Here is a 24,661-nt window from a genome sequence, read left to right on the forward strand (position 1 = left end):
GATCAGCCAGGCTATTAAATAAACAGACGCAAACAGAATTAAACCGATTGTAGGGAAGATTTATGCCCACCGGCATGTATAAGCGCTTATATAAGCACGTCGCCATTGGCGGACTGGCAACCCTGTTAGTAGCGTGTACCGCAACCGCCCCACAACCCCCTGTTGAGCAACCAGACATTTCCCAGCAAGCGCTCCAGGAAGATGCTCAGGCTCTGTTGGCCGAAGCCTTTGCCAGCCAATCACCGCAGAAAGAATACCTGTTACTGCGTGCCGCCAGACAACTTAACCTGAATAACGAACGCGCCTGGGCTCGCAATCTGCTGGCATCTATCGACAGTGAATTACTCGATACCCAGCGTTTCTTTGAGTATTCCCTGCTGTTTAGCGAAATTGCCCTGGCCGATGATGCCTACTTTCTGGCCCAGCGCATTCTAACCAACCCCAGGCTGGAACGACAGTGGCAACTGCTAGCCGATGAGGATGCCCTCACCCTGCGCGAACGCCGTGCCCAACTGTTTGCCCTGCTGGGAGAGACCAGCGCCAGTGTGGCCGAACGCCAGGCGCTACAGAAAAACCTGCAAGTTGAGCAAGCGCGTAATGACAACCAGGATGCCCTGTGGCAAACCCTGATGCGCCTACCCCGCACAGAACTGGAATACCGCGCCCGCACCACCAATGATGAGGAACTGCGTGGCTGGTACTCACTGGCAGCATTAAGCAAAAACAACCAGACCAATCTGGAACGCCAGCAGGCCCAGGTCAACGAGTGGGTCGCCCGCTGGCCAACCCATCCGGCCAGTATGCGCCTGCCGGAAGATCTCAAACTGCTGCAACAGCTGATTAATGAACGCCCACAACATATTGCCCTGCTGTTGCCTCAGCAAGGCAAACTAGCCAAAGCCGGACAAGCGGTACGCGATGGTTTTCTGGCCGCTTATTACCAGGCTAAAAACCAGGGCAACCTGGTTCCCAACCTGCGCTTCTACGATGCGAGTTCGGATGACTTTCTGCTGACTTATCAACAAGCGGTCGACGAAGGCGCACAGCTGATTATCGGCCCATTGGACAAAAAACAGGTCACCTTACTAAGTGAGCTGGATCAATTGCCCGTGCCTACCCTGGCGGTAAATTACAGCGAGGCGATTAGCGAGCCTTCCACAGGTCTGTACCAGTTTGGCTTGGCCGTGGAAGATGAAGCTCGCCAAGCGGCCCAGCGCGCCTGGGTAGAAGGCCATCGCAATCCGTTAATCCTCACCACCAAAGCGGGCTGGGGCCAGCGCAGTGCCGCAGCTTTTGCTGAAGAGTGGCAGGCCCTTGGCGGTACCGTTGCCGCCCAGGCGACCTTTAACGGCAATGGCGACTACTCTAAAGTGATTAAAAATGCCCTGCTGGTTCAGGAAAGCCAGACGCGCGCCACCCTGCTGCGCCGCCTGTTTGGCCAGGCTTTGGAGTTTGAACCTCGCCGTCGCCAGGACGTGGATATGATTTACCTGGTCGCTCGCCCGACTCAGGGCCGCCAGATCAAACCCACCCTGGCTTTCCACTACGCGGGCGGTTTACCAGTATATGCTTCCAGCCATATCTACAGCGGTGCCCCGGATCGCAAAAGTGATAACGACCTCAATGGCGTAAAGTTCTCCACCCTGCCCTGGTTGTTTGATGAACACAGTGCCGAAAAACAAGCCATTGCCAGTGCCGCCAAACCCGCACCGGCCTATCAGCGCCTGTACGCCTTGGGTGTAGATAGCTACCAGCTCTACCCGCGTCTGCGCCAGTTGGAAGAAGTGCCCGAAGCCCGCCTGTACGGTGTCACCGGCTCTCTACAGCTCAACAGCGATAGACGTATTGAGCGTGAGCAGATCTGGGCCCAGATTCGCTCAGGCATCGCCCGACCTTTACCCATGGTAGTCAGCGGTGAAGCATTAAATTAATCTCCACATTGCTTTAAAATAGCCAGCAAACAGAACTAACGGCAGGAAGCCACTAGATCAAGGAAAGGAAGCCCATGAATAAGAAGACACTATCGAGCGTCATAAAGCCGCAATCGACCGTAAGCCACAATACCTCCCACGGGAACACCCCAGGGGCCAAAACCACCCTGGAAGTGGGCGAACAGAAAGAATTGCAGGCTGAGAACTATTTATCGATGCGCGGTCTAATCCCGATAGCACGCAACTATCGCTGCAAGTTGGGGGAAATTGATTTGATAATGGCCGATGGGGATTATCTGGTATTTGTGGAAGTGCGTTTTCGCCGCAGTGCGGCATTTGGCTACGCCTCGGAAACCATCAACCATTGCAAACAAACAAAACTGCTGCGTACAGCGCAGCGTTATTTACAACAACATAACATCACTGACAATCAGCCCTGCCGCTTTGATACCTTATGCATTCAGGGCCTGGGCAGTCAGCAAACGTTCGACTGGGTTAAAAACGCCTTTGCTTAGGGCTTGTTAACACCAGCAGAACAGATAGCAATAAAAAAGAACACGGACATTTATGGATCAACACGTCATCAACCTGTTTCACGAAAGTATTGAAGCCAAGATGCAGGCAGGTGAATACCTGGCTCCGCTGATTGCTGAAGCCAGCACTATGATCGTGCACACCCTGTTAAACGAATCCAAATTACTGGTTTGTGGCAACGGCACCTCTGCGGCCAATGCACAAATATTCACCTCCAACCTGGTTAACCGCTTTGAGCGCGAGCGCCCGGGTTTACCGGCCATCACCCTGGGTAGTGACTTCACCACCCAGACCTCGATCGCCAACGACTACAGCTATAACGATATTTTCTCCAAGCAAGTTCGCGCCCTGGGCCAACCCGGCGACCTGCTGATCCTGATCAGCACCAGCGGTAACTCCAGTAATCTGGTGCAAGCGGTGGCAGCTGCCCACGACCGTGATATGCAGGTGGTGGCCATTACCGGCCGCGACGGTGGCGATATCGCTTCGCTGCTGGATGTGAATGATATTGAACTGCGCGTGCCGGTCAGCTCCCGCACCCGCATCCACGAAATTCACTTACTGACCATTTTCTGCCTGTGCGATCTTATCGACCAGCAGTTGTTTGGTCCCCTTGAATAACCAGACAGGAATAACGAAACATCGGAGAACTGGGGATGTATATACCAAGTAAGACTCTGTTACGTACGCTGGGATTCGCACTGAGCCTGTCGCTGATTAGCGGCTGTAGCAGTATCATCAGTGCCACCACGGATGAGCCGATTCGTCCCGATCCCGGCAAACGCACCTTCGGCACCATGATTGATGATGAGCAGCTGGAAACAGTCGCTCGGGTTAACCTGAATAAAGCCGATCCGTCACTGGCGGCCTCCAACATTAACGTCGTGGCCTACAACGGTATCGTCCTGCTGACCGGTCAGGTGCCCAGCCAGCAACTGCGTACACTGGCCACCGATACCGTGGTGAAATTACCGAAAGTTCGCCAGGTCTTTAACGAATTACAGATTCAGGGCAAGACCTCCATACTGGCTCGCACCAATGACACCTGGTTGACCACCAAGGTGAAAACCAAACTGATCAGCCACAAGGATATTGATAGTGGCCGGATTAAAATCGTGACCGAGGATGGTGTGATTTATCTAATGGGCATGCTGTCTCGGGTACAGGCCGAAAAAGCTGCTGAAGTGGCGCGCACTACCGGTGGTGTACAGAAGGTCGTTAAAGCGATCGAGTATATCGACTAGTTAAAAAGTGGGGTCTGGCCCAGCGGCTCAGACCCCGGCTCTCCCCGAGCCTAGAACCGTTTAAAACTCTCCCCTGATAGTCAGCCCGTAAGTTCTTGGCGCCCCCAAGTAAGTATTTAAATCCCCTGCTTGCCCCGGCGAATTAAACACGGTGGTTGAGTATGTTTTATCCGCCAGGTTTTGCGCCCACAACTCGATAACCCAACCCATGCTAGCGCTTCTTAAACCCAGGTTAAGATTAAATATATCCAAATGACCCAGCTTAATACCTTCAATCGAAGTACTGGCAAAGCGAGAACTTTTATAGATGTACTGTAACTGCCCGGTTAAGGATAAATCATCACTTAAAGGTACATCCATGCTAATTGCTGTATTGGCAGCAACATGCGGTGCCCACCTCATCCTTTGATCTGACAGGGCGTCAGAAATCGTATCATCCTCACCATACTTGGCGTAGGGCATCCAGATCACATCCAAATTGGCGCTCAGGGTTTCCGTCATTTGCACCAGGTTTTCAATTTCAACACCATAGTTTTTTGCCGAGTCGGCATTAAGAATGGTAAAGCGCAAACCGACAAACTGCGCGACCTGCAAGTCCTCGATATCGTTATAGAACAACGCCACATTAGATCTTGCCCTTCCCTGCCAATAGGTGGCTTTAAGGCCAAGCTCATAGGCATCAACTTTTTCCGGGTCATATGCGGGATCCAATGGCGTACCACCAAAATCCGGGTTATTGGCAACCTGACCCGCTGCGTTGGCATCAACAGTCACCCCACCGGCTTTAAACCCGTGGTTATAACTGAAGTACCACATGGCATGCTCGTTAGGCCGATATTGCAATGCCCAAGTACCACTAAACGCACGATCGACCATATCGTCCTTATAAGCGGGGCCTGGCTGAATACCAATAAATGTAAACGGGTTGGCAGGCGCCACACAGGGAGAAGCCAAACCCAGCGAAGCACAAATCGGATCGACAAAAGCACTCAACTGTAAATCAAAGAAATCCCTGCCAAACTCTCCTTCTTTTTCCTCTTCGGAATAGCGTAACCCGACTACCATGTTCCATTGTTCAGTGAGGGTAAAATCGCTGTGAACAAAAATCGCCCGCGACTCTGCCGTAGCCTCCATAATTTCATGGCTCCACAATCCTGCGGGTGCAGAGACAGTTCCTGGCGGCAAACTTAAAGCAGCCCCTAAAGACGCATCGTAATACGCCTGAGCATCCTGGCCCCAATACAGATTTCGATCCATGTCGATATCTTCATAGGACAGGAACAAACCAACAATGTAATCTGCTTGCCAAGGCTCAAACTCGCCATGAAATGTAAACTCCTGTGAGAAAAATTCGCTTTTAAAGGACTCATCCAGCTGCAATAGATCAACCGGATGGAAATCAGCATCCACCTCAGTTTGTTTAACTTCGTATTCACGATAAGCAGTGATTGAATTTAATGAACCGCCCTTCAGCTCATAATCAATTTTCCAGACCAATCCCTTATCGGTAACATCCTGTCGATTACGAGAATTCATAGCCGTTTCAAAATCTTCGTTATCAGCAGAAGGTAGCCTATTACCGCCAGCCAAGGCCAGGCTGTCAGTTAATGTTGTCACAGCACCGTCCAAATAGTCCGAAGTACCATAACAACACAAACCACTGGATTCTAAATAGTCCGCAATAAATCTGAACGACACATTATCCGTAGGAGTTACCAACAGCTGAGCTTTAACCGCCTTGGTATCCTTGCCATTGGTATCAAGACCCAGATTTACATCTTCGAAGTAGCCATCATCTTCATCGTAAATTGCAGCAATTCTAATAGCAGACTTTTCATTCAGGGGCTGATTATAAGAACCTTTAATTGTGCGGTTACCATAGTTTCCCATTTGAAATTTATATCTACCGGACTCACCTTCCAAACTGGGCTCGGCCGAGGAAATTAATACCGCCCCTGCCGATGTATTCTTGCCAAACAAAGTCCCTTGAGGGCCTCGCAGGATTTGCATCCCCTCCATATCAAGGAAACTTTCCAACGCTGCCCCGGCTCGGGTTCGGTAAACACCATCAATAAAAACCCCCACCCCGCCTTCAAAAGTACGACTGTTTCCCACGGTGCCCAACCCCCGCATAATAATATTGCCAGAGGAAGACGCGATATTGGTGGAATTAAATTGCACGCTGGGGGACACAACCGCAATATTGGAAATATTATCCAATTGCGCCACCGCCATGGCTTCACTGTCGATAGCAGTTACGGAAAGAGGTACATCGGAAATAGATTCTTCCCGACGCTGAGCCGTAACAACCACTTCCTCAAGCGCGAAATCCAGCTCATCCAGTGATTCTTCTGCCCCAGCAGATAAACTTACAGGTATAGTCAGCATCCCGGCTACTGACATCGTGATGATGCAGTTACTAACTCCATGGTCGCCTTTGATAAATGCCATTGCCGAAGACCATTGAGAGAAACAATAATCTTCAGTATAGCGTTAGTGTGCGTTTCGCCTTGGACTTATTGGTCTGACAAAGTTTCTGTTTATAAAGAATGTATATAAACCCCGGCTTCCCCAAGGGCGGGTAGTACCTATTCCCGGCTGCAAGACTTGTATTGAGGCACTCGCACTGCGGAACTCGCTAAAAACGCTCAGACAGTCCTCGTAAACGCTCCCGCCTCAATACAAGTCTTAAACGCAGCCTGACTGGTCATAGGCACTACCCGCCCTTGGGGAAGCCTACCTTAGGAAAAATTAAAATAGTTAAGAATTTGCACAAGGCGAGGATACAGTCGGGTGGCGCTGATCGGAGCAATCAGCCCATGTTTAAGCGGCAGGAAAAAGTCAGGGTTGTCGCGGAGGTTGTCTGAGCGCTTTTAGCGAGTTTACGGAGCGCTGACTTTTTCCTGCCGCTTATGGGCGCGGAGAGCAGCGTCACCCGACTGTATCCGGGTTAAGAACCACTCCCCTAGCAAAAAATCAAACTAAAGCAGCGTGAATAGCACCATCCACCGGTAAAGCCACGCCGTTAACAAAAGACCCAGCATCACTGGCCAACATAATCACCGGCCCAACAAGCTCTTCAAGTTTGCCCAAACGCTTGGCTGGCATACGATCAATATATTCCTTACCCGCAGGTGAATTGAAATAATCATCATTAATTTCAGTTTTAAACCAACCCGGACAAATCGCATTCACACGAATACCATAACGCATCAGATCCAACGCCATAGTGCGAGTCAGCTGTAACACAGCACCTTTAGAAGCACAGTAAGCTGTTTGTCCAGCTTGGACACCCAATCCAAGGACTGAAGAAATATTAATGATGCTACCGGTTTTACCCGCTTCACGCATACGTTCAGCACCTTCCTGAGCAACATTCCACACACCGTTAAAGTTGGTATTCATAATGAAGTCACGGGACTCATCATCAACTTTTAAAAAACCTTTAGGATCGGCAACGCCAGCATTGTTGATAACGGTATCAATCACGCCCAGCTCTTTTTGAGCCTGTTCAAATGCGGCATTAACGCTTTGGCGATCAGTCACATCCATAGACACCGCTATAGCGTTGGCGCCAGTTGCACGAATTTCTTCGACTAGTTTTTGCAATTTATCCTGACGTCGTGCGGCAACAACCACACTGGCTCCCGCTGCAGCCAAACCTTTAGCGACACAGTAACCAATACCACTGGACGCGCCAGTAACCAGGGCAATACGCCCTTCAAGTGAAAAAGAATTCATGAGCACCTCTATTAATTTATATTCTCTCGACGGTCTGTACTTCTCTCAATGCCTAATCGTTGATGCTTTTTGTTGTTATAAGCTACTTCGATATAAAAAAGGGGCACCAGGTGCCCCGCAAAGCAGTATGCGTATTTATACGATTTCAAACAAACCGGCAGCGCCCATACCACCACCTACACACATGGACACAACGGCCCACTTGGCGTTACGACGCTTACCTTCCAGCAGAATGTGGCCAGTGGTACGCGCACCGGTCATGCCGTATGGGTGACCAATGGAGATTGAACCGCCGTTTACATTGTATTTGGCAGGATCGATACCCAGATGATCACGACAGTACAGACACTGAACGGCAAACGCTTCGTTCAGTTCCCACAGGTCGATATCATCAACGGTCAGACCGTGCTTTTTCAGCAGCTTGGGAATGGTGTAGATTGGGCCAATACCCATCTCTTCTGGCTCGTTACCGGTAACCATCATGCCACGGTAAATACCCAGAGGCTCGAGGCCACGTTTCTCGGCCATGGAACCTTCCATGATGACACAAGCAGAAGCACCGTCAGACAACTGGGAGGCGTTACCGGCAGTGATGCAGCCACCGTCAATCACTGGGTTCAGACCCTGCAGGCTTTCCAATGTGGTTTCTGGGCGGTTACCTTCGTCTTTGCTCAGAGTCACTTCCTGGTAGGAAACTTCTTTTGTCTCTTTATCCACAATCGCTTTGGTAGTGGTGATAGGTACGATTTCATTATCGAACTTGCCAGCTTCCTGAGCCGCAGCAGTACGCTGTTGAGATTGAAACGCATACTCGTCTTGCTGATCGCGGGTTACGCCGTATTTCTGCGCTACGTTTTCAGCGGTTTGCAGCATTGGCATGTAGGCGTGTTCTTGCATGGCAACAACGTTCGGGTCAGCGGTTTCAGCCGCCCACTTGAAGTAAGGCGCCTGTACAGCAGAGATATTGTCCTGACCACCGGCAATCACGACATCCATACCGTCAACCATAATTTGCTTAGCTGCAGTAGCGATAGCCATCAGACCGGAAGAACACTGACGATCGATAGTCTGACCGGAAGCGGTAATGGGCAGACCAGCGGCCAGGGCGCCCAAGCGCGCAATGTTGTTAGACGCAGTACCGGCATTCAGTACAGAACCGATAATCACATCTTCCACTTCACCGCCTTCGATACCAGCGCGCTCTACCGCGTGCTTAATAGCATGGGCAGTCATAGTGGGTGATTTAATATTATTCAGCGCGCCTTTAAAGGCGCGGCCAATTGGGGTACGTGCAGTTGATACAATAACAGCTTCTTTCATGATCGTTGTCCTGTCGTTAGTAATACAAATTGTTTATGCAGCGTAGTCTTTAAATCGCTTGCCTTCGGCAGCCAGTTTTTCCAACAGTGGGGCAGGTTTAAACCACTCCTCACCGTATTTACCCAGCTCGTTGCGGTATTTATTGATTGCCGCAAGAACGGTATCCAAACCAATCTCGTCGGCATACTGCATGGGACCACCGCGGTGCCCCGGGAAACCATAACCGTTACAGTAAACGGTATCGATATCGCTGGAACGGTAGGCAATGCCCTCTTCCAGCACCTGAGCACCTTCGTTGATCAGCATGTAGATGGTACGTTCCAGGATTTCCTGGTCGGAGATTTCGCGTTGGGTAACACCGTGTTCTTTGGCCAGTTCCGCTGCCAGCTGCATAACTTCTGGATCTTCTTTTTTGTCGCGGCCTTCGTAGATGTAGAAACCACGGCCAGTCTTCTGACCAAAGCGCTCCAACTCATTTAACTTATCGCAAATGGCGGTATAGGCTGGGTCACGACCATAGAACGCCTCTTTGTTACCTTGACGCGTCAGGTAGCCAACATCAATACCGGCCAGATCGATCATGCTTGGCAGGCCCATGGCCAAACCAAAGTCATACAGCACCTTATCGATTTGCGCAGGCGTTGCACCTTCCAGCAGCAAGCGTGCGGCTTCACGGCCATAAGGCTCCAATACACGGTTGCCAATAAAGCCCCAGCATACACCAGCCACGACCGGCACCTTCTTAATGGTTTGCGCCATTTTGATAGTGGTTAGCAGTGCATCGTCTGCAGTTTTGCCGCCACGTACAATTTCCAGCAGACGCATGACATTGGCCGGACTAAAGAAGTGCAGGCCAATCACATCCTGTGGACGAGAGATACTCGCAGCAAGCTCATCCACATCCAGTGTAGATGTGTTAGTAGCCAAAATAGTGCCTGGCTTACATACCTCATCAAGGGTGGCGAAAACTTTTTTCTTGATGTCCATATTTTCGAATACGGCTTCGATCACCAGATCCACATCGGCAATATCAGCGTACTCGGTCGTAGCGTTCAACAGCGCCATGCGCTCTTCGACTTGCTGTTCAGTCAGCTTGCCTTTTTTGGCAGTGATCTCGTAGTTCTTGCGAATAACACCCAAGCCACGATCCAAAGCTTCCTGACTCAAATCCAGGATGGTGGTATCAATGCCGGCATTCAAAAAGTTCATGGCAATGCCGCCACCCATGGTGCCGGAGCCAATAATGGCTACTTTGTTGACAGGGCGCAGTGGTGTCTTGGGATCGACACCCGGAATTTTGGTCGCAGCACGCTCTGCAAAGAACAGGTGCTGTTGGGCCCGTGCTTGCGGCGTAGACATACAGGCCTGGAACAGTTCCTGTTCTTTTTTCAGGCCTTCAGCCAGGGGTAATTCAATAGCGGCTTCTACCGCTTGAATGCAGCGCTCAGGAGCGAAGAATCCGCGAGTGCGGCGAGCGATAGATTTACGGAAATCGGCAAAGAAGTTTTCTGGCAGTTCGGCAGTATCAACACTCAACTCTGCGCAGGTACGAACTGGTGTGTTCTGATCCAGCAGGGACTGGGTATAGGCCAGGGCCGCTTCGACAAAATCGCCTTCGGCTTCTGCCAGCTGATCAACGATGCCCGCATCCAGGGCTTTCTTGGCGTTAATAGGTGCACCAGAGGTAATCATCTGCACAGCCACTTCAGCACCGGCCAAACGCGGCAGACGCTGGGTACCACCAGCGCCTGGTAACAAACCCAGATTGACTTCTGGCAAACCCACTTTCACTGACGGGTGCGCAAAACGATAGTCACAGGCCAGGGCCAGCTCACAGCCACCTCCCAGCGCCATACCGTTGATAGCTGCCACCACCAGCTTTGGCGAGGCTTCCAGGCGGTCACATACCGCTGGCAAACCCGGCTCAGCCAGGGCCTTGTCGGTACCAAATTCACTGATATCAGCACCGCCGCAGAATAGCTTCGCTGCTGAGGTAATCACCAGTGCTTGCACCTGATCATCGGCCAGCGCCTTGTCAAAGTGCTCATTAATCGCCTGACGTAAAGGCAGGCCCAAGCCATTTACAGGGGGGCTATTAAGGGTCAGCAGGGCAATATTGCCGCGCACTTCGTAATTCACAGGTGAGCTCATAGGTCTAGATTCCCAAAGAAATAGTCAATCAGATCAAAATATAGGGGTATACCCCTATTCTAACCCGAACCTGCAACCGGGAATCAAGGGGTAATTGCGTTATAATCTAGGGGTAAATACCTATTTGAATGGTTTGATCCCCGATAAATAGACCCTAAGTATGGCTAAAAACCCCGAATCTGCAGGCAGTCTGGAGCTGGACAAGGAGCGCTATCGATTCCTGGTAGAGCACTCCGGTGAACTGATTTCGTCCCACAGGCCGGGAGACTGGGCCTATACCGCCGCCAGCCCTGCCATTGAGTCCCTCAGCGGTTTTACCCAGGAAGAAGTCATGGGCCGCTCGGCCTATGACTTCTTTCACCCGGAAGATGCCGAGGCTATGCAGAAAAAGTTGATTCCGGCCATCTACCGCCAGGGCATTCGCACCTTCCGCTACCGGCATCTGATGAAAAACGGTGAATACCAGTGGGTTGAGAGTACTCACCGTTCCATCCGCGATAATGACACCGGCGAGCTAAAAGAGATTATTTCGGTCACCCGCGATATCACCCCACAGATTGAAGCTGAGCAAGCCCTGCGTGAACAACAAGCGCAACTGGCCCATATGTCGCGCCTGTTAAGCCTGGGGGAAATGGCCAGTGGTCTGGCCCATGAAATCAATCAACCGCTGGCCACCACACTCAACTATGCCAATGGCGCTCTGCGCTTGTTACAGCGCGATGGAGAAATCCCCCGTGATAAGTTGCAATCCGTTTTGGAATCCATTGCCAAACAGGCTCAGCGGGCCGCAGAGATAGTTAAACGCCTGCGCGGGCTGGTGAAAAAGACCTCTTTCCAGCGTGCGCCCATTAACCTCAAAGAGCTGTGCGATGATGTTATTCACTTTATGCAGCACGAGCTGTTTGAAAACTCCATTGAAGTCACGGTCTCTGTAGAAAATACCGACAGTTCTGAATTGGTTGTTGAAGCCGATCGCATACAAATCGAGCAAGTACTGGTTAACCTGTTAAAGAATGCCATCGAGGCTTACCAGTCCCGGCAGAAACCTCGAGCACCGTTAAATAAAATCATTTTGCTGACGTTATCCATCGATCAGGATTATTTGTTGCTCACCGTGAAGGATTTTGCCGGCGGCATAACGGAGGACATACAATCGACGCTGTTTGAGCCCTATGCCACCTCAAAAGCCGACGGTTTGGGAATGGGGCTGTCCATTTCACGGTCGATTATTGAAACCCACGGAGGCCAGATTAATGTCGACTCCGACGGTGAAAACACGACCGAATTTACGATAAAGTTACCTCTGCATCACTAAAGACGACAACCAAATATGCAATCAGCACAAACCGTATTTATTGTTGATGACGATCAGGACTTCCGCGAATCACTCACCTGGCTGCTGGAAGGCGCAGGCCACACCGTCATCAGTTTTGAAAACGCCGAAGTGTTTTTACAACAATACCAGCAACAAGCAGGCTGCCTGTTATTGGATGTGCGTATGGCGGGGATGAGCGGCTTGGCCCTGCAACAGGAACTCAATCAACGGGGTTATGCCATTCCGGTGATTATGATCACAGGTCACGGTGATGTGGCTATGGCTGTACAAGCCATGAAAAATCACGCCGTCGATTTTATTGAGAAACCCTTTGATGACGAAGCGCTACTCAGTTTAGTCGCCGAAACATTAAATCGCAGCCCCACCATCTTTGCCGAAGCCAATAAAAGTCAGCAGGTTAAAGACTGCTGGGAACAACTCAGCAAGCGCGAGAAAGATGTGGCCAAGCAGGTAATTCAAGGCCTGGCTAACCGCGAAATTGCCGAGTCACTGGATATCAGTATTAAAACCGTGGAAATCCACCGCTGCCGGGTGATGAAAAAGATGCAAGCCAAACGCCTGGCAGACCTGATGGGGCTAGTGCCTTATTTGGAAGAGGCGCTGCAATAATATGGCAAGTATTGCTTTAGACGCCGTGCGCTCACTGGTGAACTATCTTTCCGCCCGAGGTATGGATAGACAGCAACTGCTCAGCACGATTAATGTGTCTGAAGAACAGCTGTGCCAAACCGGGCAATTGATGCCCACCAGCGTCTACGACCAATTGTTTGAGCTGGGCGAAAAACAGCTCAACAACCCCATGTTGGGATTTGAATTTGGCCAGGATATAGAGCCCGATCGCTGGGGAGTGTTGGGGTATATCGCCTACACAGCATCAACCCTTGCCGAAGCGCAGGGTAGTCAAAGAAAGTACCAATCGTTGGTAGGTAACCTTGGCACGCCGACTACTGAGCCACAGGGCGAACAACTGTTACTACGCTGGATTCCCTCCTACCCCTGTAGCCACCACACCGCAGAGGAAATCCTGACCGGCTGGATTGCCCTGTCCCGCAAACTGGCTATTGAGCCCACACACGTTGATGCGGTGTACTTTTCCCATGGTTGCCAAGGCGATATAGAAAAGTATCAACGATACTTCGATTGTGATCTGCAGTTTGGCCACGACTTTAATGGCATACTGATCAATAAAGCGGTCTTGGATGTTCCATTAGGCAAAAGTAATCAGGATATTCATCGACTGCTGTGCGAACAGGCCGAGCAACAAATCAGTAAACTGGTTGAGCAACTGCCCATCGAAACCATCACCCAGTTTATCAGTAATCAGCTGCCTCTAGGTGTGCCTGATATCAATGATGCTGCCAGCAGCTTGCACATGAGTGTGCGCACACTGCAGCGTAAACTCGCCGAACATGAACTGAGTTTTTCTGGGCTGGTGGATTCGATTCGTCAGGATCTGGCGATACGTTATCTAACAGATACCGATACCAAGGCTATCTATATCAGCCAGATGCTGGGTTTTTCCGAACAAAGTGCCTTCCAACGGGCTTTTAAGCGCTGGACCGGGCAAACCCCCAAGCAATACCGAGAGCAGCTGTCCCCCTAGCTCCCATCCTTAGGTTTCCCCACATTGACCCAGGACGCCACACCAGCCGAGCCCATATGGCGTGGTGAGTCACTATTTAGGCCTTTGACTATATTAGAGTACGACAGAAATATAGTGAAAGAGCCGGGTTATGGAAATCGGAGAGGTCTATTACAACGCCAGTAGCCAATGGATACTGAATATCGTGCTGGCCAGCATGATTTTAGGTGTGGCACTGGATATTCACTGGCGAGACTTTAAAGCCATCGCCAAAATGCCCAAGGCCATTCTCGCAGGCCTTTGCGCGCAATTTGTTGCCCTACCCGCCATTACCACCGGCCTGACCCTGCTATTGGATTTGGACGCCGGTATCGAACTGGGCATGATTCTGGTAGCCGCCTGCCCCGGTGGGGCCATCTCAAATTTTGTGACCCATCTGGCCAAGGGCAATACCGCATTGTCCATTTCCATGACTGCAGCTGCCAGTGCCCTGGCAACGATCATGCTGCCACTGAATTTTATTTTCTGGTCTCAGGTTAACCCCGACACTGCTGCATTAATTCAATCAATAGAAGTCAGTACCAGTTCATTATTTACCAACCTGTTATGGGTCTTGGCCGTGCCACTGGCAAGTGGATTATTAATACAACACTATCGCCCTGCACTGGCCAATGTGCTGCATAAACTGCTCAAGGTGACCAGCACCCTGGCGTTATTTGTTTTTATCGCAGTAGCAATTTTCCAAAACTATCGCGCCTTTTTATCCAACTTCGAACTGATTTTTATCGTGGTACTTATCCACAACGGCCTGGCTTATTTACTGGGATTCCTGGCGGGTAAATATGCCGGTCTGGGTGTTCGCGATATTAAGGCCACCACCATTGAGGTCGGCATGCAAAACTCCTCACTGGCCATCGCCATTGTCTTTAGCCAATTTCACGGCGAGGCCGGTATGGCATTGGTCAGTGCCTTTTGGGGAACCTGGCATATCGCCTCCGGATTACTGATCGTCTTGTTTTTTAGCCGCTGGGGTAATGCCCAGCCAACAGTAGAAGTAAAAGCGTCATGAAGAAGATATTAATTACCGGCGCTGCCGGCTGTGTTGGTCGCCAACTGGTAGAGAAACTGCTGGCTGAAACCGAGCATCATATATTTGCCACGGATGTAAAACCCAATCCATTCCAGTCGCAGCCGGAACAAAACGCATTGCGCCTGGAATACCTGTCACTGGACATCCGCGATAATACATTTACTGACTGGGTGATCGAGCGTAAACCCGATGTGGTTATACACTTGGCATCTATTCTGCAAATTTCTGAACGTATGCCGCGTGAAACAGCTTATGAAATAGATGTGGTTGGCACGGAACGATTACTGGCAGCCTGCATAACCGCCAAGGTGAGTAAAATAATCGTCACAACCAGTGGTGCCGCTTACGGTTACTACCCGAGCAACAAAGAGATTATTACCGAGCAACGTCCCACCAGTGGCAACGCGGATTATTTCTATTCAGCCCACAAAGCCGCCGTCGAAGTGCTTATGCGACGCTACCGCGGTATTCACCCTGAGCTGGAACAAATCGTTTTCCGCCCCGGCGCTATTCTCGGTCCAGATTTTGAAGGTCCTGTGGTTAATTTGTTTCAACAAAAAGCCATCACGGGCCTTATGGGTTACCCCGGCCCCTTTAACTTTATCTGGTCGGAAGATGTTGTGGATTATCTGATCGAGGGCGCACAGAGCAATATTACCGGGCAATTTAATATTGCCGGTGATGGCACCATGAGTATGAAAGAAATTGCCGATTACCTGCAAAAACGCTATATCGCCCTGCCGGCCTGGTTGGTACAGGGTGTATTGGCCATTGCCAAACCACTGGGTTTAAGTCAGTACGGCCCGGAACAGGTCAAGTTTATTAAATTCCGCCCTGTACTCTCTAATGAAAAGCTTAAGCGTCACTTTCAACATCAACCGCGTTACAACTCTCGTCAGACGCTGGATGCATTTTTAGCATCTCAACAGAATACCTCCTCACCATTGCCATCTTCAGCTATTCAGGAAAACAGCCATGCGTAATATTCGTCAAACGATTATCGGTGGTATGACGTGTTTACTGTTACCACTCACCTCTATTGCTAACACCATTACCGTAGTTGATGCCAAGGGTGAACCACTATCCAACGTGATGGTGTTACAGGCACCGCTAGTGGGCCATACATTGGATACCTCTGATATGGGCTACCCACCTGAGCGTAAAGAGCACTTTACCGATGCTGCTTATACCTTGTTTACCGATGATAGCGGCCAGGTGAGTTTTTCAACCTACCCAGACAGAGATGTACGTATTCGGTTACGCAAACCCGACTATCAGGATGTCACTTTTGAACTGAAGGCAGGCCAGGATCAACAAGCCACTTTAGAAACTATTACTGATCCGCTAGCACTGGCAGAATCGCGCCCTGCGAATACCTGGCTGGCAGAGATGTCACTCGACAATGATCCTGAACTTAAAAAGCACTACATCATGCAGTGTGGCTTCTGTCACCAACAGGGCTCTCATTTTTTCCGTCGCCCACGGCCACAGGAAAACTGGCAAGATGTGATTTACCGCATGGTGGGTTACGGATCGCGCTTGCACGACCAGGCTCAGGAACAACTACCGCAGCTATTGTTTGAAGAATACAGTCGTCTGTATAGCAACCCTGAAATAATTCCCGCCGGAACACCTTGGGCACCTCATCTGCAACAAACCCGGGTTACGGAATGGCCCATTGGTGATGCCTTTTCACAAATGCACGATTTGCTGGTGCACTCTAACGGCCTGATATATGTCGGCGATAACCTGCAAGATCGCCTCTACGAAATTGATCCTAACACTGGCAAGTTTGTCATTTACAAGTTGAAGCGTGAAAACCATGACAAACATGGCGGTTTAATGGGTAAACGCCTTGAGTCTTTCCCCAAGCATGAAACCTTTGCCGGTATTCACTCCTTTGCTGAATCACCAAAAGATGGCCATATCTTTATTACCACCTCCTACCAGCAACGCCTGGTGGAATTCGATCCGGTAACCAAGGAATTTATTAACCACCACATGGACGAAGGTTATTACCCGCATACCGTGCGTATCGATGCCCAGGATCGTGTCTGGTTTACCATGGCACTGTCCAACCAAGTGGCCATGTTTAACCGCCAGGATAAGAGCTTTCAGATGTTTGACTTGCCAGCTCGTAGCAAGCGGGAAGAATTAACCGTAGGCTCTATGGGCATTATTTTAAAGTTAATGGACTGGGGTATCCCGCTGGCTAACTGGTTCTCTATCGATGAGCAATCAACCGGTGTCCCGCTACCCTACGGTATTGAAATTACCCCCAACGGCGACATCTGGTTTGCCCGCTTGCATGCGGATTCCATCGGCAAAATCGATGCTAAAACCCTTGAAGTGAGCATGTATGAGACGCCGTTTGTAGGGCCGCGCCGTTTGCGCAGCGATTCCAAAGGCAACCTGTGGATAGCCGCCTTCCCGGAATCCATGGTGGTGAAATTTGATCCGAAAACGGAAACCTTTCACAACTTCCCACTACCGGTACAACCCTTGGGCAGTGAAACGCCTTACTCGCTGAATGTGGATCGTAAGCGCGATATTGTCTGGGTTAACGGTAACACCTCCGACGCACTTTATAGCTATGACATTGATCAGGATCACTGGTCTCACTACCCCTTACCCAAACGGGTGACCTTTACCCGTGATGTAGAAATCACTCCACAGGGGGATGTGTATACCACCAGTGCCAGTTTCCCAAGCTGGCATATAGAAGACGCTCAACCGACACTGATCCATATCCAGCCAAACTACCAGGAAGGTAAGGATACACAGCCCAACGTGGTTGCAGCAGAGGCCAACTAAATGTCTGCTTCGATGAGCCGTCTAGCGCTACCCACGTTTTTATTGTCTTGCCTGTTAGCATTCCTGGCGGGGCATATGGTGAACTACAGCATTATCTTTATTGCCCTGGAGAAATTCGAATCCCATTCTCTGGCTGGTATCGGTTATGGGCTTTGCTTTGGGCCACCGCTGATCCTTGGATGGCTAGCAGGGGTCTACTGTGATCGCTACTCGCCACGGCGGGTTATTCTGCTGGCACAAAACAGCTATTTCATCAGCTTAATACTGATCTATCTATTGCTACAGTTTACCGCTGAATGGCAACCGGCACTGTTACTGCTGGCGGCCTTTTTCTCCGGTGTGGCCTGGTCATTTGTAGCCCCCGCACGTTTTGCCACCTTGCCTTTTTATGTATCGCCAACCAAGTTGGCTGGAGCAACCATTGCCTTAAATCTAATGGTAATGACCGGTTTTGGCTTGGCGCCCATGCTGTTGAAACAGGTTAAAGTCACCTGGGGCTGGGATGGCGTACTGGTAACTGCCGTCGCACTACTGATGTTATCCACATTACTACTGCTGCCACTGCGTTTCCAGTTTAATGCCAAAGCCGCCGACAAGGCCTTCATTGAAATTAAAAACAGCCTGGCATTTGTACGTGATACCGTTTTGGTAAAACAGTTGCTGCTGTTAGCGGCTATTGCTTACCTGTTAATGGGGCCTATGCAAGTCCTGTTACCCACCATTGCCGAGCAAAACTTGCAGCTCGATGAAACCGCCCAGGGCAACTACCTAAGCCTGGTGGCCTTTTCATTAATACTCGGTGGCTTACTGGCCATGGTATTAAAGAATACCGGCAAGCTGGGTTTACAGATGATGTTTACCATCCTGATTGCCGCTGCAGGTATTGTTTACCTGGGCATGGAATCCAACCTCTATCGCTCAGTGGCCGTCCTGATCATCTCATCAATGTGCGGCGGTATTGCCATCAGTTATCTGGTAGCTGGTCTGCAGCACTACTCACCGGATGAACACCGCGGCCGCATTATGAGTTTTTACACCATAGTCGGTCAGGTAATTCCAGCCGCCAGTGGCGTGGGCGCAGGTTTGTTAGCACAAGTATTCGATATTCCCACAGCACTAAAAATCTGCAGCGGATTTATTGTGCTCAGCCTGGTGTGCTGTTTGATTTTCCTTAAACCCATTCGTCGCTTGGAGACCTATCAACATGGGTGATTATTTTCAGGATAAAGTGGTTGTGATTACCGGTGGTGCCGGCGGTTTAGGTCAGACCTTAAGCCAACAGCTTATCGCTCAAGGTGCCAAGGTAGCAGCTTTGGATCTGGACATCAGTATGTTGGAAAACACTGACAATATGCTGCCCATAAAAACCGACATTACCGATATTTCTACGATTGAGTTTGCGCTGGATAAAATCGTCAACCAGTTTGGCAAAATCGACATCCTGATTAACAACGCCGGCATCACTCATATGAGCCGCTTTGTGGATACCGACGAAGCCCTGTTTGAAAAAATCATGACAGTGAACTTCACCGGCAGCGTTAATATAACTCGCCTGGCCCTGCCCTATTTAACGGAAACTCAGGGCCAGATTATTGCACTATCCAGCGTTGCCGGTTTTGCCCCCTTATATGGGCGCAGTGCCTATGCGGCCAGCAAGCACGCGATGGAAGGTTTTTTTCAATCCCTGGCAAGCGAACTGGCAGATAACGATATCAATGTGTTAATTGTTAGGCCTTCCTTTATCAAAACCCGCCCGGAATTGCAGGCCCAGGTTAATGCGGGTGAATCCTCTCCTGGTGCAATTAAGAAGAGCACGAATGGCGAACAGATAAAGCCTGAAGTAGCTGCGAGCAAGATTCTGAAGGCTGCTGAGAATAACCAGGCAGCATTACAACTGGGTAGCGTTTCCCGTATTGCCTATTGGCTCAATGCACTAGTACCCGGTTTATATCGAAAAGTTATGACAAAAGGAGCGAAGAAAGAGTTTCAGTAGCTACTCACCAAGAATAAAAGCCTCATATTTGACCAAACTCTCATTTTTAGGTAGATTTATATAAAAATGATAATCCGGCACCAGAAAGAATACTGGTGTCACTCTTTGGCAGGATATGCAGGAACTGACCATGACCCTTTCACGTCGCGATATGCTTCGCTCTACCCTTCTCGGGGCCGCCGCTCTTAGCTCCACTCCCTTTACCGCCATGCCCCTGGCCGCCAGTAGCAGCGTGACGCCCCATACTCCCCGTAACTTCAAGCGTATAGCCACAGAAGAAGCCTTTATCACCAAAGAGATTTTTGGCGCGCACTTGGAGCTGCTGGCCAATAACCCTGAAGCTGAACCCGGCTTTTCGCATTTCTGGGAAACCGCATTAGGTAAACCCGGCGATATGATTGCCGGACTTTCCTCCGTTATCGGTGGTGAAAACACCGCCGGACTGGCCGACTTTATCAGCTCTTCCGTTGAGGCTACTGGCAGTGAAAGTTCAGTCACGTCCATAGGCAGGCTGTTCGATTTGGACGAAGACCGTATTCGTATTATGGATGAAACCGGTGTAGCCATGCAGGTTATTTCCCTGGCCTCTCCCGGTGTTCAAGTCTTTAACGCTGAGCTGGCAACGCCACTGGCCAGGCAGGCTAACGACCAGCTCGCCGCCGCGATTGCCAAACACCCCGAGCGCTTTTCCGGTTTGGCCGCTATCGCTCCGCAAGATCCAGACAGTGCCGCACAGGAACTGGATCGAGCCATCCGCCAGTTAGGCCTTAAAGGTGCCATTATTAATTCCCACACCAAAGGTGAATACCTGGATGAGGAAAAATTCCGCCCCATCCTTGCCAAAGCCAATGAACTGAAGGTTCCTATTTATCTTCATCCTCGCACCCCTGCGCCACAAATGCTTGAACCCTTTACCAAGTATTCCGGCTTGGCTGCTGCCACCTACGGTTTCAGTGTGGAAACAGGTTTGCACGCACTGCGTTTGATTTTAAGCGGTGTATTTGATGATTACCCGGATTTAACCGTTGTACTCGGCCATATGGGTGAAGGCTTGCCCCTGTGGATAGATCGTGTGGATAACCGCACAGCCTTTATTCAAACCGGGCCGGGAAAAAAGCTGCGTAAGCTGAAGAAAAAGCCCAGCGATTACCTGAAAGAGAATTTCTTTATTACCACCAGCGGCATGGATTTTGAGCCAGCCTTAATGCTGGCCCATTCTGTTGTTGGTCCGGATCGGATAATGTTTGCCATTGACCACCCCATGGAAGACGGCAGAAATCCGGTTAGGGTGTTGGATGAAGCACCGATAAGCGATGAAGATAAAGAAAAGATCTATCATCGCAATGCAGAGCAACTATTTAGACTCTGATGACACTCGATATTATTACCCTATTGTAACTTGTCATTTAAGGCCAAGCTTGATAACTTGGCCTTTGTGAATAAATCAATTGTCCCTATCTTTTACGTTGCCGAACTCGTTGATTTAATCGTCTCCGAGGAAAATGTTTCTGCACGAGAAGTGCTGCGCGGTAGCGATATCTCCGAGCACCAGCTCAGTGAGGCTGATGCGCTAATCTCTTATGCGCAGATGCTGAAGGTGTATCAAAACGCGATTAACATCTCTTCTAAACCCGGTATAGGCTTACGCTTGGGAGCCAGATACCAACCCCAACATCACGGCGTGTTAGGGCATGCGTTGCTATGTGCAGAAAGTATTGGTGATAGTCTGCGTTTAGTGTCCCAGTATGCAAAAATTCGCGGCATTATGTTTGATATGATTATCAATGATGCATCGGATATCGTCAGCCTCACAATTCCCGACCGCTTGCCCCTGGGCCCCGAAGTACATCAGGTGGCGGTGGAAGAAATTCTGGCGATGCTTGCCCCTCGAGGATCGAGCAATCCGTTATCCTTGCGCCCTATTGATATCAGCATTGACTACCCTGCACCAGCGCACCGCAAGCAATACGAAGCCTTGTTCGATTGCCCTATCTACTTTAGTGCAGATACTCTGACAATTCGTTTATCCAAACAATACCTGTCAACGCCTTCCAATATGCCCAACGCCGAAATGGTGCAAATCTGCGAAGAACGCTGCAAAGCGATTCTGATGCGCTTGGGGGCTGGCGGTAATACGGTTGAACGGGTGCGCAGTCATCTGGTGCGTGCCGGACGTGACTTTGGCATTGAAGCGATTGCCAAAAGTATTGGTATGGCTCCGCGTACACTGCGACGTAAACTCAGCGATGAAGGTACAACCTATCGGGATGTCGTGGCCGACTTTCGTAAAAGCCTGGCGCTGGATTACCTGGAATCTACCGATTTCACTATGGACGAAATTGCCGACCTCTTGGGCTACGGCGATACCTCCAACTTCAGCCGTGCCTTTAGAGCCTGGACCAGCGAATCCCCCGCCCATTATCGCCGCCGTATACGCGAAGAATAAAAAAGCCGGGCAAAGGCCCGGCAAGCAACAGAGAGAACTAATATCTAAACTGCTTTTACACAAGAACGACGCTAAAAGTTAAAGCGTACATCAACCCCGTACATACGCGGTTCGTTGCGCTGGTATGCGCGTGTCGATGCTCCGGCTACGCCATACACCGCATTTGACGCAATAATCCAGTCATAATCGCGATAACTCTCATCGGTCAGGTTTGTTCCCCACAGCGACACTTCCCAATCTTCCTCAGGAGTCAGATAGCTAACACGCATATTCAACAAGCCGTAACTGCCGGATTGAAAATCTCGCTCACTGAAGTCAATCGCGCTGCCACCGGCCTCCACCAATTCAACCGAGGCGTTATTCAAACGATAGGTATCTGAGTAGAAGTAGCTGGCATTAACACGGACTTCGCCCAGGTCTGCCAACATCACGGAGTAATCCACACCCAGTTGCGCAGACCACTCAGGTGCACGCAGCATATCCTGACCGTCATTCACGGCATTGGCTGTGCCCCCTACTCCGGTTACGGACACAGTTTCAACAAATTCTGCATCCAGATAACTGAGATCGAGCGATACGGTCAGTGATTCCAATGCTCGCCAGAGCACACCTAACTCCATACCTTGCACTTCGGCATCAGCCACCAGGTTCTTGGCAGCGATTTCACCCGGAGGCGCAGCCTGGAACTGGTAGTCGCTATACTTGTTGAAAAACATGGCTGCGTTAGCTTGCACACGTCCATCAAAGGCCATGGTTTTCAGACCCAACTCATAGCTGGTGCTTATTTCCGGATCGAAAGCTTCATTGGGGTCAGAGGTAATGGTTAACTCGGTGTTGAAACCACCGGCCTTATAACCCTGGCTGACGCTACCGTATACCATGGTGTCGTCGTTTAATTGATAATCCAAGACGATACGGCCAGACACATTGCTCCAGTCATCCTTGGCTTTTGCCGCATCCCCGGTCGTAGTAATAATGCCGTTGGTGACTTGCGGATAAAAAGTATTCGGCGCTTTTTGTGCGACATCATCCCACTTGATTTCTTTTTCGTCCGAGGAGTAGCGGGCACCTACCGTCAGGTTAAGCGTATCCGACAAAGGAAAAATCACATCGCCAAAAATAGCATAGCTTTCAATTTCAGCTTCCGCTTCCAGGCGCGCATCACCTAATTCACCAGTAGTAAATGCTGGCGGCCCCATAAACAGAGGTAGAGCCAATGCCATGCTTTGGGTACTGGTATCTTTGAAGTAATTCACACCGACAAACCAGTCGATACCGTTGGTCAGACCACTGAGGCGTAATTCCTGGTTAAAGGTCTCGTAACCGTTATCCATGGTACCGACATAACCCGACAGATAGGGCAAAGCACCAGGTGCAAAGGAGAACAAACCACCACCAGATACAGGCGTGAGACGATCGGTATCACGATAAGACGTAATCGACGTTAACGTAAGATCTTCGTTCAACTCCCAGTCTATCAATACTGCCGCACCAACCGACTCGGAATTAATATCGGCATTAAAGGGAACCGGCACACCGTTCTCCATAATCACGCCACTGACGCTGGCTTCATCACCACTGATTTTATGAGTTTGATTAAAGCCGGCAGTAGGGAATCCGGGAACCACGGCTGCAGCCTCTTCGATTACAAAGCCACTGCGTGTGCCCTTCTCTTTAGCATAATCCAAAATCAACTCAGCCGATAACTCGTCGGTCGGCATCCATAACAATCGATTACGCACGGCATAATTATCGATTTCATAGAGATCATCTGCATTGGCACTGTCAGTGTCTTTCTGCCAACCATCACGTTGCTTGGAAATAAAACTCGTGCGGCTCTGCAGGTTTTCACTTAAAGGAATATTTACAACTCCGGAAACCGATTTCAGGTTTTCGTTGCCATAGGTTGCAGACAGGTAACCTTCAAATTCTTCCGATGGTGAAGCAGTTTGAATATTCACAGCACCGGCGGCAGCATTGCGACCAAACAGCGTACCCTGTGGGCCTTTCAACACTTCTGCCTGGGCAATATCCAACAGGTTGGATATGGATGCAGGATCACGCTGGTAAACGCCATCAATATAGATAGCCGTACTGGCTTCTGCACCAACACCAACAGTTGCCGTAGAAACACCGCGCACCGAGATTGCGGTAAAAGCGGAGTTCTGGGTATTGGAAATCGACAGACCCGGTGATACGCGGCTTAAGTCAGACAAATTAGTAATGGAGCTCTGCCGAAGCTGATCGGTATCCATGGCTTTCACTGCAATAGGAACATCCTGCAGACTTTGACTACGTTTTTGTGCGGTTACCACAATTTCTTCCAGTTGAAAGTCTTCTGCCAATACAGACTGACCAATCAAGGTAGAAATTGCCAAGGGTAATGCAAGAACGCGGTGTTTTAATTTCATTATAATTTCACCTTTTTGTACGTCCAAAGATGCAGTGGGCGCTTTAATACCATCCACTGCGCTTGCTG

General features: G+C 50.1%; 19 protein-coding genes. 14 read left to right on the forward strand and 5 right to left on the reverse strand.

Annotation, left to right across the window (positions count from 1 at the left end; genetic code table 11):
* Positions 1-62: 62 nt before the first annotated feature.
* The 4 genes from ACGHZ6_RS17705 (at position 63) to ACGHZ6_RS17720 (ending at position 3,709) form a co-directional block, all read left to right on the forward strand.
* Positions 63-1,931, forward strand: coding sequence for a penicillin-binding protein activator (locus ACGHZ6_RS17705; protein ID WP_390615340.1), 1,869 nt, complete (start codon positions 63-65; stop codon positions 1,929-1,931).
* A gap of 74 nt (positions 1,932-2,005) precedes the next feature.
* Positions 2,006-2,446, forward strand: a complete 441-nt coding sequence (locus ACGHZ6_RS17710) for a YraN family protein (RefSeq protein WP_390615341.1) — start codon at positions 2,006-2,008, stop codon at positions 2,444-2,446.
* A gap of 52 nt (positions 2,447-2,498) precedes the next feature.
* Positions 2,499-3,086 carry a phosphoheptose isomerase gene (locus tag ACGHZ6_RS17715; RefSeq protein WP_390615342.1) on the forward strand — a complete coding sequence of 196 codons (588 nt, stop codon included), beginning with the start codon at positions 2,499-2,501 and terminating at the stop codon, positions 3,084-3,086.
* A 35-nt stretch (positions 3,087-3,121) separates the two neighbouring features.
* Positions 3,122-3,709 carry a BON domain-containing protein gene (locus ACGHZ6_RS17720; RefSeq protein WP_390615343.1) on the forward strand — a complete coding sequence of 196 codons (588 nt, stop codon included), beginning with the start codon at positions 3,122-3,124 and terminating at the stop codon, positions 3,707-3,709.
* Positions 3,710-3,769: 60 nt separating this feature from the next.
* On the opposite strand, the gene ACGHZ6_RS17725 is transcribed toward ACGHZ6_RS17720, so the two are convergent.
* From ACGHZ6_RS17725 to ACGHZ6_RS17740, 4 genes are all read right to left on the reverse strand, one after another.
* The gene (locus ACGHZ6_RS17725) at positions 3,770-6,160 is read right to left on the reverse strand and encodes a TonB-dependent receptor (RefSeq protein ID WP_390615344.1); all 2,391 of its coding nucleotides are present in this window, start codon (positions 6,158-6,160) and stop codon (positions 3,770-3,772) included.
* Between the two features lie 525 nt (positions 6,161-6,685).
* Complete coding sequence (locus ACGHZ6_RS17730; RefSeq protein ID WP_390615345.1) at positions 6,686-7,450, reverse strand: SDR family NAD(P)-dependent oxidoreductase; 765 nt, start codon at positions 7,448-7,450, stop codon at positions 6,686-6,688.
* Between the two features lie 135 nt (positions 7,451-7,585).
* Complete coding sequence (locus ACGHZ6_RS17735) at positions 7,586-8,770, reverse strand: acetyl-CoA C-acyltransferase (protein ID WP_390615346.1); 1,185 nt, start codon at positions 8,768-8,770, stop codon at positions 7,586-7,588.
* A 33-nt stretch (positions 8,771-8,803) separates the two neighbouring features.
* Positions 8,804-10,921 carry a 3-hydroxyacyl-CoA dehydrogenase NAD-binding domain-containing protein gene (locus ACGHZ6_RS17740; protein ID WP_390615347.1) on the reverse strand — a complete coding sequence of 706 codons (2,118 nt, stop codon included), beginning with the start codon at positions 10,919-10,921 and terminating at the stop codon, positions 8,804-8,806.
* A gap of 160 nt (positions 10,922-11,081) precedes the next feature.
* Here ACGHZ6_RS17740 and ACGHZ6_RS17745 point away from each other — a divergent pair, with 160 nt between their 5' ends.
* The 10 genes from ACGHZ6_RS17745 (at position 11,082) to ACGHZ6_RS17790 (ending at position 22,182) form a co-directional block, all read left to right on the forward strand.
* Entirely contained in the window at positions 11,082-12,236 is a 1,155-nt protein-coding gene (locus ACGHZ6_RS17745) for an ATP-binding protein (RefSeq protein WP_390615348.1), read from the forward strand.
* 15 nt (positions 12,237-12,251) lie between these two features.
* Complete coding sequence (locus ACGHZ6_RS17750) at positions 12,252-12,866, forward strand: response regulator transcription factor (RefSeq protein ID WP_390615349.1); 615 nt, start codon at positions 12,252-12,254, stop codon at positions 12,864-12,866.
* 1 nt (position 12,867) lies between these two features.
* Positions 12,868-13,860, forward strand: a complete 993-nt coding sequence (locus ACGHZ6_RS17755; protein ID WP_390615350.1) for an AraC family transcriptional regulator ligand-binding domain-containing protein — start codon at positions 12,868-12,870, stop codon at positions 13,858-13,860.
* 130 nt (positions 13,861-13,990) lie between these two features.
* Positions 13,991-14,908: a bile acid:sodium symporter family protein gene (locus ACGHZ6_RS17760; protein ID WP_390615351.1), complete on the forward strand. Its 918-nt coding sequence runs from the start codon at positions 13,991-13,993 to the stop codon at positions 14,906-14,908.
* Positions 14,905-15,912, forward strand: coding sequence for an NAD-dependent epimerase/dehydratase family protein (locus ACGHZ6_RS17765; protein ID WP_390615352.1), 1,008 nt, complete (start codon positions 14,905-14,907; stop codon positions 15,910-15,912). Before ACGHZ6_RS17760 ends, ACGHZ6_RS17765 begins: the two co-directional genes overlap by 4 nt.
* Positions 15,905-17,743, forward strand: a complete 1,839-nt coding sequence (locus ACGHZ6_RS17770; RefSeq protein WP_390615353.1) for a lyase — start codon at positions 15,905-15,907, stop codon at positions 17,741-17,743. The genes ACGHZ6_RS17765 and ACGHZ6_RS17770 overlap by 8 nt, the downstream gene beginning before the upstream one ends.
* A complete protein-coding gene (locus tag ACGHZ6_RS17775; protein WP_390615354.1) occupies positions 17,744-18,955 on the forward strand; it encodes an MFS transporter in 1,212 nt (403 codons plus the stop codon).
* Positions 18,948-19,736 (forward strand): SDR family oxidoreductase, encoded by a 789-nt coding sequence (locus tag ACGHZ6_RS17780; protein WP_390615355.1) that lies wholly within the window; start codon positions 18,948-18,950, stop codon positions 19,734-19,736. The genes ACGHZ6_RS17775 and ACGHZ6_RS17780 overlap by 8 nt, the downstream gene beginning before the upstream one ends.
* Positions 19,737-19,866: 130 nt before the next feature.
* The gene (locus ACGHZ6_RS17785; protein ID WP_390615356.1) at positions 19,867-21,105 is read left to right on the forward strand and encodes an amidohydrolase family protein; all 1,239 of its coding nucleotides are present in this window, start codon (positions 19,867-19,869) and stop codon (positions 21,103-21,105) included.
* 66 nt (positions 21,106-21,171) lie between these two features.
* Positions 21,172-22,182: an AraC family transcriptional regulator gene (locus ACGHZ6_RS17790; RefSeq protein ID WP_390615357.1), complete on the forward strand. Its 1,011-nt coding sequence runs from the start codon at positions 21,172-21,174 to the stop codon at positions 22,180-22,182.
* A 71-nt stretch (positions 22,183-22,253) separates the two neighbouring features.
* Here ACGHZ6_RS17790 and ACGHZ6_RS17795 read toward each other — a convergent pair whose 3' ends face one another.
* Positions 22,254-24,593 (reverse strand): TonB-dependent receptor, encoded by a 2,340-nt coding sequence (locus ACGHZ6_RS17795; RefSeq protein WP_390615358.1) that lies wholly within the window; start codon positions 24,591-24,593, stop codon positions 22,254-22,256.
* Positions 24,594-24,661 lie beyond the last annotated feature (68 nt).

Origin of the sequence: Maricurvus nonylphenolicus, from assembly GCF_042854845.1 — a bacterium.
GTDB lineage: Bacteria > Pseudomonadota > Gammaproteobacteria > Pseudomonadales > Cellvibrionaceae > Maricurvus > Maricurvus nonylphenolicus.

What these genes read in the sequence shown, in the direction of transcription:
- ACGHZ6_RS17705 (WP_390615340.1), top strand. Translation starts at nt 63, where the DNA reads ATGCCCACCGGCATGTATAAGCGCTTATATAAGCACGTCGCCATTGGC.
- ACGHZ6_RS17710 (WP_390615341.1), top strand. Translation starts at nt 2,006, where the DNA reads ATGAATAAGAAGACACTATCGAGCGTCATAAAGCCGCAATCGACCGTA.
- ACGHZ6_RS17715 (WP_390615342.1), top strand. Translation starts at nt 2,499, where the DNA reads ATGGATCAACACGTCATCAACCTGTTTCACGAAAGTATTGAAGCCAAG.
- ACGHZ6_RS17720 (WP_390615343.1), top strand. Translation starts at nt 3,122, where the DNA reads ATGTATATACCAAGTAAGACTCTGTTACGTACGCTGGGATTCGCACTG.
- ACGHZ6_RS17725 (WP_390615344.1), bottom strand. Translation starts at nt 6,160, where the DNA reads ATGGCATTTATCAAAGGCGACCATGGAGTTAGTAACTGCATCATCACG.
- ACGHZ6_RS17730 (WP_390615345.1), bottom strand. Translation starts at nt 7,450, where the DNA reads ATGAATTCTTTTTCACTTGAAGGGCGTATTGCCCTGGTTACTGGCGCG.
- ACGHZ6_RS17735 (WP_390615346.1), bottom strand. Translation starts at nt 8,770, where the DNA reads ATGAAAGAAGCTGTTATTGTATCAACTGCACGTACCCCAATTGGCCGC.
- ACGHZ6_RS17740 (WP_390615347.1), bottom strand. Translation starts at nt 10,921, where the DNA reads ATGAGCTCACCTGTGAATTACGAAGTGCGCGGCAATATTGCCCTGCTG.
- ACGHZ6_RS17745 (WP_390615348.1), top strand. Translation starts at nt 11,082, where the DNA reads ATGGCTAAAAACCCCGAATCTGCAGGCAGTCTGGAGCTGGACAAGGAG.
- ACGHZ6_RS17750 (WP_390615349.1), top strand. Translation starts at nt 12,252, where the DNA reads ATGCAATCAGCACAAACCGTATTTATTGTTGATGACGATCAGGACTTC.
- ACGHZ6_RS17755 (WP_390615350.1), top strand. Translation starts at nt 12,868, where the DNA reads ATGGCAAGTATTGCTTTAGACGCCGTGCGCTCACTGGTGAACTATCTT.
- ACGHZ6_RS17760 (WP_390615351.1), top strand. Translation starts at nt 13,991, where the DNA reads ATGGAAATCGGAGAGGTCTATTACAACGCCAGTAGCCAATGGATACTG.
- ACGHZ6_RS17765 (WP_390615352.1), top strand. Translation starts at nt 14,905, where the DNA reads ATGAAGAAGATATTAATTACCGGCGCTGCCGGCTGTGTTGGTCGCCAA.
- ACGHZ6_RS17770 (WP_390615353.1), top strand. Translation starts at nt 15,905, where the DNA reads ATGCGTAATATTCGTCAAACGATTATCGGTGGTATGACGTGTTTACTG.
- ACGHZ6_RS17775 (WP_390615354.1), top strand. Translation starts at nt 17,744, where the DNA reads ATGTCTGCTTCGATGAGCCGTCTAGCGCTACCCACGTTTTTATTGTCT.
- ACGHZ6_RS17780 (WP_390615355.1), top strand. Translation starts at nt 18,948, where the DNA reads ATGGGTGATTATTTTCAGGATAAAGTGGTTGTGATTACCGGTGGTGCC.
- ACGHZ6_RS17785 (WP_390615356.1), top strand. Translation starts at nt 19,867, where the DNA reads ATGACCCTTTCACGTCGCGATATGCTTCGCTCTACCCTTCTCGGGGCC.
- ACGHZ6_RS17795 (WP_390615358.1), bottom strand. Translation starts at nt 24,593, where the DNA reads ATGAAATTAAAACACCGCGTTCTTGCATTACCCTTGGCAATTTCTACC.